General features: G+C 62.3%; 19 protein-coding genes, 1 other RNA gene and 1 pseudogene. 10 read left to right on the top strand and 11 right to left on the bottom strand.

Features of this window, described 5'->3' with window-relative positions; genetic code table 11:
* The 4 genes from NKJ90_RS17315 to NKJ90_RS17300 all read right to left on the bottom strand — a co-directional run bounded on the left by NKJ90_RS17315 (position 1) and on the right by NKJ90_RS17300 (position 2,036).
* Positions 1-405 carry a type II toxin-antitoxin system HicB family antitoxin gene (locus tag NKJ90_RS17315; protein WP_023758609.1) on the bottom strand — a complete coding sequence of 135 codons (405 nt, stop codon included), beginning with the start codon at positions 403-405 and terminating at the stop codon, positions 1-3.
* Positions 406-416: 11 nt separating this feature from the next.
* The gene (locus tag NKJ90_RS17310) at positions 417-611 is read right to left on the bottom strand and encodes a type II toxin-antitoxin system HicA family toxin (protein WP_023758610.1); all 195 of its coding nucleotides are present in this window, start codon (positions 609-611) and stop codon (positions 417-419) included.
* Between the two features lie 62 nt (positions 612-673).
* A complete protein-coding gene (locus NKJ90_RS17305; RefSeq protein ID WP_023758611.1) occupies positions 674-1,120 on the bottom strand; it encodes a GNAT family N-acetyltransferase in 447 nt (148 codons plus the stop codon).
* A 76-nt stretch (positions 1,121-1,196) separates the two neighbouring features.
* Positions 1,197-2,036: an AAA family ATPase gene (locus tag NKJ90_RS17300; RefSeq protein ID WP_023758612.1), complete on the bottom strand. Its 840-nt coding sequence runs from the start codon at positions 2,034-2,036 to the stop codon at positions 1,197-1,199.
* A 162-nt stretch (positions 2,037-2,198) separates the two neighbouring features.
* Here NKJ90_RS17300 and ssrS point away from each other — a divergent pair.
* From ssrS to NKJ90_RS17280, 4 genes are all read left to right on the top strand, one after another.
* A non-coding RNA gene (ssrS, locus tag NKJ90_RS17295) (6S RNA) lies at positions 2,199-2,354 on the top strand.
* Between the two features lie 91 nt (positions 2,355-2,445).
* The gene (locus NKJ90_RS17290) at positions 2,446-3,033 is read left to right on the top strand and encodes a 5-formyltetrahydrofolate cyclo-ligase (RefSeq protein WP_023758613.1); all 588 of its coding nucleotides are present in this window, start codon (positions 2,446-2,448) and stop codon (positions 3,031-3,033) included.
* A 70-nt stretch (positions 3,034-3,103) separates the two neighbouring features.
* Entirely contained in the window at positions 3,104-3,928 is an 825-nt protein-coding gene (locus tag NKJ90_RS17285; protein WP_023758614.1) for a TIGR00282 family metallophosphoesterase, read from the top strand.
* Between the two features lie 74 nt (positions 3,929-4,002).
* Entirely contained in the window at positions 4,003-4,770 is a 768-nt protein-coding gene (locus NKJ90_RS17280) for a TerC family protein (protein WP_031259977.1), read from the top strand.
* Between the two features lie 83 nt (positions 4,771-4,853).
* Here NKJ90_RS17280 and NKJ90_RS17275 read toward each other — a convergent pair whose 3' ends face one another.
* The 3 genes and pseudogenes from NKJ90_RS17275 to NKJ90_RS17265 form a co-directional block, all read right to left on the bottom strand.
* A complete protein-coding gene (locus tag NKJ90_RS17275) occupies positions 4,854-5,321 on the bottom strand; it encodes an SRPBCC family protein (protein ID WP_023758616.1) in 468 nt (155 codons plus the stop codon).
* Between the two features lie 26 nt (positions 5,322-5,347).
* Positions 5,348-5,709, bottom strand: a pseudogene (locus NKJ90_RS17270) (hypothetical protein).
* A 20-nt stretch (positions 5,710-5,729) separates the two neighbouring features.
* Positions 5,730-6,212, bottom strand: coding sequence for an SRPBCC domain-containing protein (locus NKJ90_RS17265; RefSeq protein ID WP_023758618.1), 483 nt, complete (start codon positions 6,210-6,212; stop codon positions 5,730-5,732).
* A gap of 52 nt (positions 6,213-6,264) precedes the next feature.
* Here NKJ90_RS17265 and NKJ90_RS17260 point away from each other — a divergent pair, with 52 nt between their 5' ends.
* From NKJ90_RS17260 to NKJ90_RS17250, 3 genes are all read left to right on the top strand, one after another.
* Positions 6,265-6,588, top strand: coding sequence for an ArsR/SmtB family transcription factor (locus NKJ90_RS17260; protein WP_023758619.1), 324 nt, complete (start codon positions 6,265-6,267; stop codon positions 6,586-6,588).
* 211 nt (positions 6,589-6,799) lie between these two features.
* Positions 6,800-7,549 (top strand): YebC/PmpR family DNA-binding transcriptional regulator, encoded by a 750-nt coding sequence (locus NKJ90_RS17255; RefSeq protein ID WP_023758620.1) that lies wholly within the window; start codon positions 6,800-6,802, stop codon positions 7,547-7,549.
* On the top strand, positions 7,546-7,842 hold the full coding sequence (locus tag NKJ90_RS17250; protein ID WP_023758621.1) for an Rdx family protein: 297 nt from the start codon (positions 7,546-7,548) through the stop codon (positions 7,840-7,842). The genes NKJ90_RS17255 and NKJ90_RS17250 overlap by 4 nt, the downstream gene beginning before the upstream one ends.
* Before the next feature lie 18 nt (positions 7,843-7,860).
* Here the strand turns inward: NKJ90_RS17250 and NKJ90_RS17245 are convergent, their stop codons facing one another.
* On the bottom strand, positions 7,861-8,010 hold the full coding sequence (locus tag NKJ90_RS17245) for a glycine zipper domain-containing protein (protein WP_023758622.1): 150 nt from the start codon (positions 8,008-8,010) through the stop codon (positions 7,861-7,863).
* Between the two features lie 79 nt (positions 8,011-8,089).
* Positions 8,090-8,569 (bottom strand): anthrone oxygenase family protein, encoded by a 480-nt coding sequence (locus tag NKJ90_RS17240; RefSeq protein ID WP_023758623.1) that lies wholly within the window; start codon positions 8,567-8,569, stop codon positions 8,090-8,092.
* 126 nt (positions 8,570-8,695) lie between these two features.
* Here NKJ90_RS17240 and NKJ90_RS17235 point away from each other — a divergent pair, with 126 nt between their 5' ends.
* Positions 8,696-9,337, top strand: a complete 642-nt coding sequence (locus NKJ90_RS17235; protein WP_023758624.1) for a TetR/AcrR family transcriptional regulator — start codon at positions 8,696-8,698, stop codon at positions 9,335-9,337.
* 83 nt (positions 9,338-9,420) lie between these two features.
* Here NKJ90_RS17235 and rpmE read toward each other — a convergent pair whose 3' ends face one another.
* The gene (gene rpmE, locus NKJ90_RS17230) at positions 9,421-9,642 is read right to left on the bottom strand and encodes a 50S ribosomal protein L31 (RefSeq protein ID WP_006327661.1); all 222 of its coding nucleotides are present in this window, start codon (positions 9,640-9,642) and stop codon (positions 9,421-9,423) included.
* Positions 9,643-9,849: 207 nt separating this feature from the next.
* On the opposite strand from rpmE, the gene NKJ90_RS17225 reads away from it, so the two are divergent.
* Entirely contained in the window at positions 9,850-11,649 is a 1,800-nt protein-coding gene (locus NKJ90_RS17225; protein ID WP_023758625.1) for an ABC transporter transmembrane domain-containing protein, read from the top strand.
* Between the two features lie 35 nt (positions 11,650-11,684).
* Here NKJ90_RS17225 and NKJ90_RS17220 read toward each other — a convergent pair whose 3' ends face one another.
* Complete coding sequence (locus NKJ90_RS17220; RefSeq protein WP_023758626.1) at positions 11,685-13,172, bottom strand: carboxypeptidase M32; 1,488 nt, start codon at positions 13,170-13,172, stop codon at positions 11,685-11,687.
* A 139-nt stretch (positions 13,173-13,311) separates the two neighbouring features.
* Here NKJ90_RS17220 and NKJ90_RS17215 point away from each other — a divergent pair, with 139 nt between their 5' ends.
* On the top strand, positions 13,312-13,665 hold the full coding sequence (locus tag NKJ90_RS17215) for a DUF1304 domain-containing protein (RefSeq protein ID WP_023758627.1): 354 nt from the start codon (positions 13,312-13,314) through the stop codon (positions 13,663-13,665).
* Positions 13,666-13,686 lie beyond the last annotated feature (21 nt).

Raw genomic sequence — 13,686 nt, 5'->3', positions numbered from 1 at the left:
TTATCTGTGGCCTTCGATCTTCTCTCGTGCGGCGCTTGCAATGAATGCGGAACGCGTCAGGCCACGCCGGCCTGCTTCTTCGTCGATCGCCGCCAGAAGGCCGGCGTCGAGCGACAGATTGGCTCGGACGGGCCGGCCCGAGTCGATCAGCACCGGGATCATCACGGCGGATTCGCCGGCGGCAGTATCGAGTTCGTCTTGCAGGAGCAATTGCGCCACCGTACGCGAGACCGGTAACTGCAGATGTTTCGTCGCACGTGCTTCGACCCATTCGCGCACGGCGGAAGTCGCATCGGCAATGGCTTCTTCGGGGCTTGCGCCGCCGCCATGGCAGCCGGGAAGATCAGGGACGCGCACCCCCCAGATGTCCTCTGCCCCATCGAGAATTCCAACATAATGCGTCATGCGGTCTGTCCTCAAATCCATGCAGCCAGCCGGGCGATCGACCGGGCGACACCAGGAGATTGTTCACGATGCCTAGGCACGATGATCATCACCTCTGGCCGTTCCGGATGCTCATATTTGTCGTGCTTGCCGCCGCCGAAACTTACCCAGCCATCGCGCAAAAGCCTGATGATAATTTTGCGCGTATTGGTCTCGATCAACGGCATTACACACCCAGATCATGCGCAATATATTGCGCAATGGCGGCCATTTCAAGCTCCCACTTTCTTCACAATAGATCATACTCGATGAAGCCCGTTCGCCGTGCCACATGGTCGTAGAGCTTGCGCGCGGTGGTGTTGGTCTCGTGCGTCATCCAGTAGACGTTCTTGACGCCGATTTTCGCAGCTTCCTGTTTCACCGCCTCGATCAGCGCTGCGCCGATGCCCTTGCCGCGCACATCCGGGTCGGCGAACAGGTCCTGCAGATAGCAATTGTTTTTTTCCGACCAGCCGGAGCGATGGTAGAGATAGTGGGTGAGACCGACGACCTTGCCGTCGAGGGTCGCAACGAAACCCTTGGGTTCGAACTCACCCGGCGTGAACAGTCGTTGCCAAGTGACGGCATAGACCTCTTCGGGAAGCTTCGTCTCGTAGAAGGTCAGGTAGTCGGTCCACAGCCGCCGCCAGTCGGCGTGGTCGGACTGCGCGAGCGGGCGGACGATGATCTCAGACATTGCATTTCCTCCGAAGGTTCTGGCCGAAACTGCCTTCCAGTTCGGCCGGCAGCAACGGTCCACAGAAGGGAAAGCGCTACTGCTGCCTTCTGGCCATGAAGGCCAGCCGCTCGAACAGGTGCACGTCCTGCTCGTTCTTCAAGAGGGCGCCATGCAGTTTGGGCAGGGCATTCTTCGGGTCGGCGCGCAAATCTTCCGGCGCAATGTCGTCGGCGACCAGCAGCCTTATCCAGTCGAGCGCTTCGGAGGTCGATGGCTTCTTCTTCAGCCCCGGCACCTCGCGGATCTCGTAGAACTGGGTCAGCGCCGCCCGCACCAGGTTCTGCTTGATGCCGGGATAGTGGACATCGACAATTCTGTGCAGCGTGTCGACGTCGGGAAAGCGGATATAGTGAAAGAAGCAGCGACGCAGGAAGGCGTCCGGTAGCTCCTTCTCATTGTTGGAGGTGATGATGACGATCGGCCTTACGGCGGCACGGATAGTTTCGCCGGTCTCGTAGACGAAGAACTCCATCCGATCGAGTTCCTGCAGCAAATCGTTGGGGAATTCGATGTCGGCCTTGTCGATCTCGTCGATCAAAAGCACAACCTTTTTACCGGCCGCGAACGCCTCCCAAAGTTTGCCGCGCTTGATGTAATTCCTGATGTCGTTGAACCTGCTATCGCCGAGCTGGCTGTCGCGCAGGCGCGAGACCGCATCATACTCGTAAAGGCCCTGCTGCGCCCTGGTGGTCGACTTGACGTGCCATTCGATCAGATCGAGGCCGAGTGCCGCCGCCACCTGGCGCGCCAGTTCCGTCTTGCCGGTGCCGGGCTCGCCCTTAACCAGCAAGGGCCGCTCCAGCGCGATCGCCGCGTTGACGGCCACCATCAGATCCTTGTCGGCGACATAGGCCGCCGTGCCTTCGAAACGCATTTTTGCTCCTTGGTTGCCATGACAACCGTAAGGAGGCGGACTTGCCAGTGCAAGGCACGGCGGCGCTTGGCGCTGAACAGAAGCAACGGATTTGCAGAGAATAAAGTCGCCGGCCACGCTGTCTCTCTGGCGCTTGCCCGATGAGCCGCCTATATTGCGGGTGACGGTCTGTGCTTCCCGGCAGGAGAACATTTTCCCCGGGGCCTTAACGATCCTTAGGGAGCTGTCCCTGGGAAGACCCGTGGGTTTTCTCACACGGCGCCCACCTACTTTGTAGGTTCCCGGGATCGCTCTCTCCACCGGTTGTGTGGACCGTCGCTTCTCCAAGGCGTCTCCACGCATTCGGTGAATGATACGGTGGAAACGCCGCTCTTCTCCATTCAAATCTGGCCTTCTCCAGCGTTGGCGCATGACATTGTCTAGAGACCTGAAAAAGCAGCTTCGCCGCGAGGCACTTGGGCGCCGCGACGCGCTCGATGAATTCTGGCGGGTGGAGATCGCGCTGGAAATGGCTGAGACTGCGCGCGATCACCTCCACATCGAAGCGGGTCAGATCGTTTCCGGCTTCTGGCCGATGCGTTCGGAGGTCGACGTCAGGCCGCTGATGTTTGCGTTGCGCGAGAAGGGCGCACGGCTCTGCCTGCCGGCCATTCTCGACAAGACCACCATCGTCTTTCGCGAGCTGGTGCGCGGCGCGCCGATGGTCGAGATGGGTTTCGGCACGGTCGGTCCGCATGAGGAGGCTGAGGTGCTCGATCCCTCGGTGATGCTGGTGCCGCTCGCCGCCTTCGACGCGCGAGGCCATCGCATCGGCTACGGCGCTGGCTATTACGACCGCGCCATCGCCAGGCTGATCGACAAGGGACAGCCGCCGCGACTGATTGGCATCGCCTTCGATTGCCAGGAGGTGGCGCAGGTGCCGGATGAGGACCATGACGTCATCATCGCGGAAATACTCACCGAGAGCGGGTTGCGCCGCTTCGTGCCAAAATTGTAGATAAATGGACGCATGATCTTTCACTGGCGTCATGCAGCTTTTGCTTCGCTGACCTTCGGTGCGGGATCATATGAGACTTCTCTTCCTCGGTGACATGGTTGGAAAAACGGGACGCACCGCGGTGTGGGAACAACTGCCCGGGCTGATCTCCGACTTCAAACTCGATTTCGTCATCGTCAACGGCGAGAACGCCGCCGGCGGCTTCGGCATCACCGAAGACATCTTTCGCGAGACGATCGCGGCCGGCGCCGATGTCGTCACCACGGGCAACCATGTCTGGGATCAGCGCGACGCGCTGGCCTTCGCGCCGCGCGAAGAACGTTTCCTGCGCCCCTCCAACTTTCCCAAGGGCACGCCCGGACGCGGCTCCGGCGTCTACATCGCCAGGAGCGGCGCGCGCGTGCTGGTCGCCAACATCATGGGCCGGGTGTTCATGCATCCCGAGCTCGACGACCCGTTCCAGGCCGGCGAACGCGAGCTTGCCGCCTGTCCGCTCGGCGAGCAGGCGGATGCGGTGGTCATCGACTTCCACGCCGAGGCGACCTCGGAAAAGATGTGTTTCGCGCATTTCGTCGATGGCCGTGCCAGCCTCGTCATCGGCACCCACACACACCAGCCGACCGGCGACCACCAGATCCTCAATGGCGGCACCGGCTACATGTCCGACGCCGGCATGTGCGGCGACTATGATTCCTCGCTCGGCATGGACAAGGAGGAACCGCTCAACCGGTTCCTGTCGAAAGTGCCGAAAGGGCGCTTCGAGGCCGCCACCGGACCGGCGACATTGTGCGGCGTCGGGGTCGACATTTCCGACCGCACCGGGCTGACGGAGAAGATCGCGCCGTTTCGTCGCGGCCCGCGGCTGGAGGAAACCGCCCCGTCCTTCTGGTCGTGACATTGATATAGCCGCGCATAGTACCTAACTGCCGGCGACACTGCTCTAGATCGTTAATAGAGGGGACGACCTCCATGCAGCTCATCGAATTCCTGGCGCCGCATTTTCAATTCGCGTCCGATCCAACGGCCTGGGTCGCGCTGCTGACGCTGATCGTGCTGGAGATCGTTCTCGGCATCGACAATCTGATCTTCATCTCGATCCTGACCAACAAGCTGCCGGTAGCCCAAAGGGCCCGCGCACGCCGCCTCGGCATCTCGGCGGCGCTGGTCATGCGGCTAGTGCTGCTGGCCACCATTTCGATCATCGTTCAGTTGACGACGCCGGTGTTCACCGCCCTCGGCCGCGGCTTTTCCTGGCGCGACCTGATCCTTATCGCCGGTGGCCTGTTCCTTGTCTGGAAGGCAACCAAGGAAATCCATCACACGGTCGATCCCGACGACCACAAGGACACGATGCTGGGCGAGACGCTGCAGATCAGCCTTGCCGGTGCGATCTTCCAGATCCTGCTGCTCGACCTCGTCTTCTCCATCGATTCGATCATCACCGCCGTCGGCATGACCGACGAGATCGCCATCATGTATATCGCCGTGATCGTCGCGGTCAGCGTGATGATGCTTGCGGCCGGACCGCTGGCGGACTTCATCGCCAGGAACCCGAGCATCGTCATGCTGGCGCTGGGCTTCCTTTTAATGATCGGCATGACGCTGATCGCCGACGGCATGGGTTACCATGTGCCCAAGGGCTATATTTATGCGGCGATGGGCTTTTCGGCGCTCGTCGAGGGGCTCAACATGCTGGCCCGACGGCGCAAGAAGGCGAAGGCGGGCGGCGGGCACTGAGGGGCGGCGGATACCAAACCGAGATCAATCGCGTGCTCCGTCACCATGTGATTGAACAGGAAAAACGGCGATCTTGAGCCGGTTCAGTTCGTCGGCACACCCTTCGGGTGACGGTCGCCGATCAGGTCGAGCGTCAGGCCGTGTTCCAGCCACGCCTTGGCGCCGGCCAGCACGAGGGTGAAGCCGCCGGTTGAACCGATGGCCTCCTTCACCTGCTCGTCGCCGTTGCCGGCGAAACCGAAATTGCGAACCTCCACAAAGGTCGCATCGCCGGGCATTTCGGTGAAGGTCCAGACCACCGTGGTCGGCGGATCGCTCCACTGCATGACGATCTTGTCGTTCGCGACGATCTCGCTGACATCGACTGTCGTCGAGACGCCGTACATGCGCCACTCCCAACGAACCTGCTTTCCGCTGTCGAGACGGCCGCTGCCGTGGGTGAACCAGAATTTCGTGGTGATGGCCGGATCGACGATGGCCTCGAACACGTGGGCGACAGGCCGCCGGATCAGCATGCCGGCTTCGGCGGTCGGTGTCTCGCGGATTTCCATGGGATTGTCCTTTCCGGGCTTGGCGCTCACCAGGCGTCTGGTTCGCGCAGCATGTGAACGATGCTGGCTGGATTGCTGATCCAGCCGCCGCGGAAGCCCTCGCCCAGAGGCTCGATAGCATCGCAACGCACAATTCCGGCCCTGGCGAAATGATCCGCAGCGGCGGGAAAATCATCGGCAAACAGCTCCAGCCACACTTCGGCTTGGCTCATCATCGGCGCTTCATCGATCCACAAGCGGTTGGGACCGAGCTCGAAGCCGATTCCGGCGCCTTATCGGTGAACGGCTTCAGGCCGACGACGTCGCGGTAGAAGGCGACCGTCGTCTCATATTGGTGTGGCGGCACCTTCATGGCGATATTGATGCCACCGGTGATCTTCGCGGTCATTGCGGGCTCCGTCGTCATGTTCAGATATTGGTCTCGTTGGCGGGTTCGCCCTTCATCTCGCTGCGGTAGTAGCCCTCGCGCAAATTGATGCCGTATTCGACATAGGCCTTCATGCAGGCCAGCATCTGCGACCAGCCCTCGCAGTTGAGGTAGGATTTCTTCAGGCCGACCGCACCTTCCCGCCAGCCGCTCTCGGCGATGGTGACGAAGGTGCCGCCATCGTCGAGCGGTTCGAAATTCATCTCGACGCGGGTCTTGTAGGCCGGCTTGCCGTCGGCATCGGCGGCATCCCAGCGCAGCACGATGCGGCTGTCCTTGACCACCTCGTCGACCTCGACCGGCACCTTGCCCCACCAGACGACACTGGCACCCGCTTCCAGCGGCGCGCTGGCACCGCCGATCGTGGTGAAATAGCCGCTGAGTTTCGTTGGATTGACGACCGCGTCGAAGACGTCGGCGACCGGCCTGCCGATGCGTCCTGAAACACTGAATCCAAGTGACATATCCACAACTCCTTCCCTTGATTGGCCGAAGGATATGTTATAGAAATATAACATGTCAAGCCGATCGCAAGACGACAATGTTTTCAAGGCGCTGGCGCATCCGCGCCGGCGCGAAATCCTGGATCAGCTGAAGGATGCGCCAAGGACCACCGGCATGCTGTGCGATGCGTTTCCCGATATCGATCGCTGCACCGTGATGCTACACCTCAAGGTGCTGGAGGAGGCCGACCTCATCGTCGCGCGGCGCGACGGACGCGAGCGCTGGAACCATCTCAACGCGCTGCCGATCAAGCAGATCCATGACCGCTGGATCAGCCAGTATGCCGGCCATGCGCTCAGCATCATCGACCGGCTGAAGTCGGATCTGGAGGCGTGAGCGGTGGCGGCGATCCATGTCGTGCGTCCCATGCGCCGTGTGGCTGGACGAATTGAGCCGATTTATCTATAAGCCGGCCATTCCGACAGAGAACGCCGTGCTTCCACGAGTTGCACCTGGGACGCTCTGAAATTTTGAATTCGAGCATTGCGCAAGTCGAGGTGAGATCACCTGCTTCGGATGCTCTAGCCGAGAACACGACAGGGGTGCCATGGCTGGCCATTCACAGTTCAAGAACATCATGCACCGCAAGGGCCGCCAGGATGCGGTGCGGTCGAAAATGTTTTCCAAGCTGGCGCGCGAAATCACCGTCGCCGCCAAGAGCGGTACGCCCGACCCATCGATGAACCCGCGCCTGCGCCTGGCGATCCAGAACGCCAAGGCAGTGTCGATGCCGAAGGACAACATCCAGCGCGCCGTCAACAAGGCCTCGATGGGCGACGCCGAGAATTACGAAGCCGTGCGTTATGAGGGCTATGGTCCAGGTGGCGTCGCCGTCATCGTCGAGGCCCTGACCGACAACCGCAACCGTTCGGCCTCGAACGTGCGCGCCGCCTTCACCAAGGCGGGCGGGGCGATGGGTGAAACCGGCTCGGTGTCGTTCATGTGGGACCGCGCCGGCGAGATCTACTATCCGGCATCGGCCGGCAGCGCCGACAAGATCATGGATGCGGCGATCGAAGCCGGCGCCGATGATGTCGAGTCCGATGAGGAAGGCCACACGATCTATTGCGCCTTCGAAAATCTCGGCGAGGTATCGAAGGCTCTGGAAGGCGCGCTCGGCGAGGCCGAATCGGTGAAGCCGATCTGGCGGCCGCAAAACAATGTTCCGGTCGACGAGGAGCGGGCACAATCGCTGATGAAGCTGGTCGCCACTCTCGAGGATGACGATGACGTGCAAAGCGTCTACGCCAACTTCGAGGTCGATGACGAGACGATGGCCAAGCTCAGCGCGGCATGAGCGAAAAAGCGCTTCCCATCATCCGCATCACCTATTGCACGCAGTGCCAGTGGCTGCTGCGTGCCGGCTGGATGGCGCAGGAGCTGCTGTCGACCTTCGGCACCGATCTCGGCGAGGTGACGCTAGTGCCTGGCACCGGCGGCATCTTCACCATTTCCTGCAACGATACTCTGGTTTGGGACCGCAAGCGCGATGGCGGCTTTCCAGACGCGGCCAAACTCAAGCAGCTTGTGCGCGACGTCATCGATCCGGATCGCGATCTCGGCCATTCGGATCGAAAAACAAAGGCCTGAAGAGCGTCGGCAGCACCGTCACTTACGTCGCAACGCTCCGAAAGCCGCGCCTACGGCGATGCCCATAGCGATGCCGATTGGCAGATCATCCAGAGCGGCGCCGATCGCCGAGCCGACACCAACTCCGATGGCCATGCCGAAGGCCATGTTTGAGTACTGATCCTTCAAGATCCGTCTCCAAAAAACGTCCTGAACTTTTCAGGCGCGGAGCCTCACTGTCGGCCATCGATGGCTCCGCCCATTGCGGTCAACGCGCGGCGAACCAGAAGGATGCCAGCGCGGCTATGCCGCTGACGGTGCGGACATGGTTCCACATCACCCATTCATTGAGGTATCGCGACCACAGACTTGCGCCGCTGGCGCTTGCCGGATCGACGGTGGCGAGCGCATCGTTCAGCGGGACGTTGAAGACCATCGTCACCACCACGATGCCGATGAGATAGACCAGGCTACCGGCAATCAGCCAGAGCGAACCCGACTGGCTCCAGTCCATCACCGCGCCGGCGCCGACAATGAGGCACGCAAGCGCCGTGCCGAACAACGCTGTCATGAACAGCGGCGTCACAGCGGTCACATTGATCGAATTCATCGCCGCGATGCCGCCAGCGGCCGGCATGCGGCCGAGGCCCGGCATGACGAAGGTGGAAAAGGCGAAGAAGACGCCGCCGATGACGCCCGAGCCGATTGCGGCGATGAAGATGAGGATGGGCAGAACTTTCGCGATCATGTCAGTTGCTCCAGATGCCGGTTGCGGTTTCTTCTGCTTAAAATATGAGTATTCCTCACATTTGCAAAATGTGATAAACCCTCGTATTTGACGAGTCAAGCGATTTTGGTGGTATGAGAGATAGTCATGGAAGATGCGGCCTCGCCGGTTTCCCCTCAGGAGCAGATCGCTTCGCCGCGCCGGGCGCCAAGCCAGCAGCGCAGCCGCGAACGGGTCGAGCGGATGCTGGCCGCCGCTTCGGCGCTGATTGCCGAGCAAGGCAGCGACGCCATGCGCATGGGTGAAGTGGCGGAAAGGGCCGGTGTGTCGATCGGCTCGCTCTACCAGTTCTTTCCGGACAAGCGGGCGATCATCTGGGCACTGGCCGAGCGCTATACCGCAGAGAGCCAGGCCTGCATCTCGGCCGCACTAGCCGGAGTCAGTGACGCCGAAGGGCTGGGCCAAGCGTTTTCGGAACTCATCGATATCTACTACCGGCTGTTCCTGGCGGAGCCGGTGATGCGCGACATCTGGTCGGGCACGCAGGCCGACAAGGCGTTGCGCCAGCTCGAGCTCGCCGACAGCCGGGCCAATGCGGAGTTTCTGACCACGGTGCTGAAACGACTGCGACCGGCGGCCGATCCGGTGGCGCTGGAAACGACGGCGTTGCTGGTCTGGCAGATGGGTGAAGCCGCCATGCGGCTGGCGATCTCGGTCGAGCGGCAGGAGGGCGACAGGCTGGTCGCCGCCTACAAGCGGATGGCACTCAGGGAATTGCTGGCTGAATAGCAGGCGGAAAAGCGCCAGGATGAATGCTGCAACAAAAAACCCGCCACAAGGGCGGGTTTTCGATCTGCGATAGGTGTTCGCCCTTAGAGGCCGAAACCTTCGAAACGCTTCTTGAACTTCGACAGGCGGCCGCCGCGGTCGAGCAGGGTCTGCTGGCCGCCGGTCCAGGCCGGGTGGGTGGTCGGGTCGATATCGAGGTTCATCGTATCGCCTTCCTTGCCCCAGGTCGAACGGGTCATGTATTCGGTGCCGTCGGTCATGACGACCTTGATGGTGTGGTAATCGGGATGAATGTCGGTCTTCATGGTTCGGTTCCTGGCTTGCCGGCGCTGCTGACGGGCATAAGCCTGCGTCGATGCGCCCCTTTTTAAAACTCGAAGCCGCAGCTATTGAGGAGCCACGGCTTCTAAAACGGTCGGCGAGCCTATACATCAGCCGGAATTGAATCACAAGGCCGCGGCAAGCGCATATTGAAGCGCATGGCTCAAAGGGCGGCTAGAGGAAACACTGGGATGGCGCACATCAGCAGCGCAGACGAGCGCCGGCGCTCGCTCAAGCCGCTCGGGCGCCTGTTTCCGTATATCGCGCACTATCGCACGCTGTTCATCGGCGCCCTCATCTCGCTGGTCATCGCCGCGACAACGACCCTGGCGCTGCCGCTCGCGGTACGGCGCATGATCGATCATGGGTTCTCGTCGGCCAACACCATCTTCATCGCCGAATATTTCGCCGCGCTGGTGGCGATGGCCGCGCTGCTGGCGGCGGCATCGGCCGGCCGCTACTACTTCGTCATCACGCTTGGCGAACGCGTCGTCGCCGACATCCGCCGCGATGTCTTTGCTCATGTGACGACGCTGTCGCCTTCCTTTTTCGATACCGCCCAGTCGGGCGAGATCGTGTCGCGGCTCGCCGCCGACACCACGCAGGTCAAGTCCGCGGTCGGGGCGACGGCCTCGGTCGCGCTGCGCAACGTCATCCTTGGGCTCGGTGCTCTGGGGATGATGGTGATCACCAGCCCGAAACTGTCCGGCCTGGTGATTGCCGCTATTCCCGTCATCGTGCTGCCGCTGGTCGCTTTCGGCCGCTCGGTGCGGCGCAAGTCACGGCAGGCGCAGGACACGCTGGCCGATGCGACAGCCTATGCCAGCGAACAGGTCGGCGCGGTGCGCACGCTGCAGGCCTTCACCAACGAGAAGCTGGTCACCGGCCATTTCTCGGCTGCGGTGGAAGCCGCTTTCGAGGCGGCGCGCGCCTCGATCTTCGCGCGCTCCTTCCTCACTTTCTTTGCCATTTTCACCATCTTCTCGTCCGTCGTGGCGGTGCTGTGGTTCGGCTCGCGCGACGTGCTCGAAGGCTCGATATCGCCGGGCACGCTCGGCCAGTTCCTGCTCTATTCGGTGTTTGCCGCCGGCGCGCTGGGTGCGCTGTCGGAGGTGTGGGGCGAGCTTGCGCAAGCTGCGGGTGCTGCCGAACGGCTGACCGAGATCCTGGCCGAGAAACCGGCGATCCATGCTCCGGCAGATCCGAAGCCACTGCCCGCGGTCGCTAAGGGCGAGATAGTCTTCGACAACGTCTCCTTCTCCTACCCGGCGCGGCCCGACCGCGCCGCCGTGCACGGCTTGAGCTTTCAGGTCATGCCCGGCGAAACGGTAGCGATTGTTGGGCCGTCAGGGGCTGGCAAGAGCACGGTGTTTTCGCTGATCCTGCGCTTCTACGATCCCGAAACAGGCAAGATCCTGATCGATGGCGTCGACGTGCGTGAGGCCGATCCCGTTTCGGTCCGCCAGCGCATCGCCATCGTGCCGCAGGACGTCACCATCTTCGCGGCCACCGCGAGCGACAATATCGGCTTCGGCCGGCCGGGCGCCAGCAAGGCCGAGATCGAGACGGCGGCGAAGGACGCACTCGCCGACGAATTCATCCTCAGGCTGGAAAAAGGCTATGACAGCCAGGTCGGCGAACGCGGCGTGACGCTTTCCGGCGGCCAGCGCCAGCGGGTGGCGATCGCCCGCGCCATTCTGCGCGACGCGCCGATCCTGCTGCTCGACGAAGCCACCTCCGCGCTCGATGCCGAAAGTGAGACGCTGGTGCAGATCGCGCTGGAACGCCTGATGCAGGGCCGCACCACGATCGTCATCGCCCACCGGCTGGCAACGGTGCTGAAGGCCGACAGGATCCTGGTCATGGATGGCGGCTCGATCGTCGAGGAAGGCACGCATCAGAGCCTGGTCGCCAAGGGCGGCATCTATGCGCGGCTGGCCAAGCTGCAATTCGAAACAGGCGCCAGCGCCTTCAAGGGGGCGGCGGAGTAGTTCAAGCTGTCTGCACTCCTGAAGTGCCGGCCGCCCTACGCCGTTCCATAGCGCTGCTTCAGATGGTTCACGAGATAGGTGGCGTTGAGCTTTTCGCCGGTTGCGCGCTCGAGCAGATCCGGCGTCGACCAGCGTGATCCCTGCGACCAGATTTTTTGGCGGCGCCAGTCGTTGATCGCCTCGAAATTGCCTTTGGCAAGATCCTCGTCGGCTGAAGGATGTTCCCGCGTCAGCGCCGCCCATTGCTGCGCAGCCATCATCGCGCCCAGCGTGTAGGAGGGGAAGTAGCCGAAGGCCGCACCCGGCCAATGCACGTCCTGCATCGGCCCGTCGGCGGGGTTGTCAATGGTGGAAAGGCCGAGATAGTCGCGCATCTTGGCGTCCCAGGCTTCGGGCAGGTCGGCCACCTCCAGTCGGCCCGAGACGAGCTCCTGTTCCAATTCGTAGCGCAGGATGACATGCAAGGGATAGGTCACCTCGTCGGCATCGACACGGATCAGGCCGCGCTCGACGCGATGCACATGCGGCAGGATATCGTCGAGCGACCAGGCTTCGCCGAGATGCTTTTCGACCACCGGCAGCGCCCAGCGCCAGAAGGCCGGGTTGCGGCCGAGCTGCTTTTCGACGAACAGGCTCTGGCTTTCATGCACGGCCATGCCGCGCGCCTTGCCGAGCGGCCAGTGCGACCATGTCTTCGGCAGGTTCTGTTCGTAGAGCGCATGGCCGGTTTCGTGCAGCACACCCATCAGCGCCGACAGGAAATCGGAGGTCTTGTAGCGGGTGGTTATGCGGACATCGCTCGGTACGCCGCCGCAGAAAGGATGGTGCGACACCGATAGCGACCCGTGTGTCAGGTCGAAGCCGACCGCCGCCATCATGGCAAGGCCAAGCTCGCGCTGCCGGTCGATCGCGTAGGTGCCCGAAAGCGGCTTCAACGGGCGCTTGCGCAGCCGCGCGTCCTGGATCGCCAGCGCCTCCGGTACAAACCTCTTCAGGAAAGCCTTCAGGTCGGTGAACACCGGCGTGATATCGGCGGTGCGGTTGCCAGGATCGTACTGTTCCATCAGCGCGTCATAGGGGGCAAGGCCGAGCACGTCGGCACGCAGCGCCGCCTCCTCGCGCACCAGCGCCACCACGCCCTCCAGCGCCGGCTGGAAGGCCGCCCAGTCGTTCTTGGCGCGCAGGTCGCGCCACAGCTGCTCACAGCGCATGCGAGCCGTCGTCTGGCGTTCGACGAATTCGACCGGCAGGCAGGTCAGGTTGGTGTACTGCCGCCGCAGTTCCGCGACGGCGGCCCGTTGCTCTTCACCAAGCGCCTCGCCTTCTGCGACAGCGATCCAGTCCGCTATCTCCGGCGCCGTTGCCCTGGTGTGATACATGCCGGCCAGTGCCGACATCGCCTCGGCACGCTTCTCGCCGCCGCCGACGGCCATGTGAGTGGCTTCGTCGGCGCCGAGGATGGCCAGCGCATGCTCGAGCGCTTCGAGCTTATGGCCGAGATCATCGAGTTTCTGAAAGGACATGGCGGCTTCCGTGATTGAGGACGGCGCGAAAAGACACCAACGCAAAAGCCTTGGCAACCCTCAGGCACTGTGCCGGGAATGCATCTTGCGCTGATGCGGTCATGCGTGAAATGCTGCAGCCACAGTTGAGGGGAACAGCATGATCGGCGACATCCTGGTTGGGCTGGTGGCCTTGATCCATGCCTACATCGTCTATCTCGAGATGGTGCTTTGGGACACGCCGCGCGGGCACCAGGCTTTCGGTTTGACACCCGAATTCGCCGGTGCCTCGAAAGTACTCGCCGCCAACCAGGGGCTCTACAACGGTTTCCTCGCCGCCGGCCTCATCTGGGGGCTTTACCTCGGTGCTGCCGGTTTCCAGGTCAAGGTTTTCTTCCTGTTGTGCGTCGCCATTGCCGGCCTCTATGGTGCGGCGACGGTCGGCCGCAAAATCCTGTTCATCCAGACCGTGCCGGCGATTGCCTCCCTGATCGCGGTCTGGCTGGGCTGGTAAAAGGACGCCCGCGGAATTGAG

The sequence above is a fragment of the Mesorhizobium sp. M0051 genome (genome assembly GCF_040323235.1).
GTDB lineage: Bacteria > Pseudomonadota > Alphaproteobacteria > Rhizobiales > Rhizobiaceae > Mesorhizobium.
Note: the sequence above shows the minus strand (reverse complement) of the source record. Positions and strands in the feature narration are given on the sequence as shown.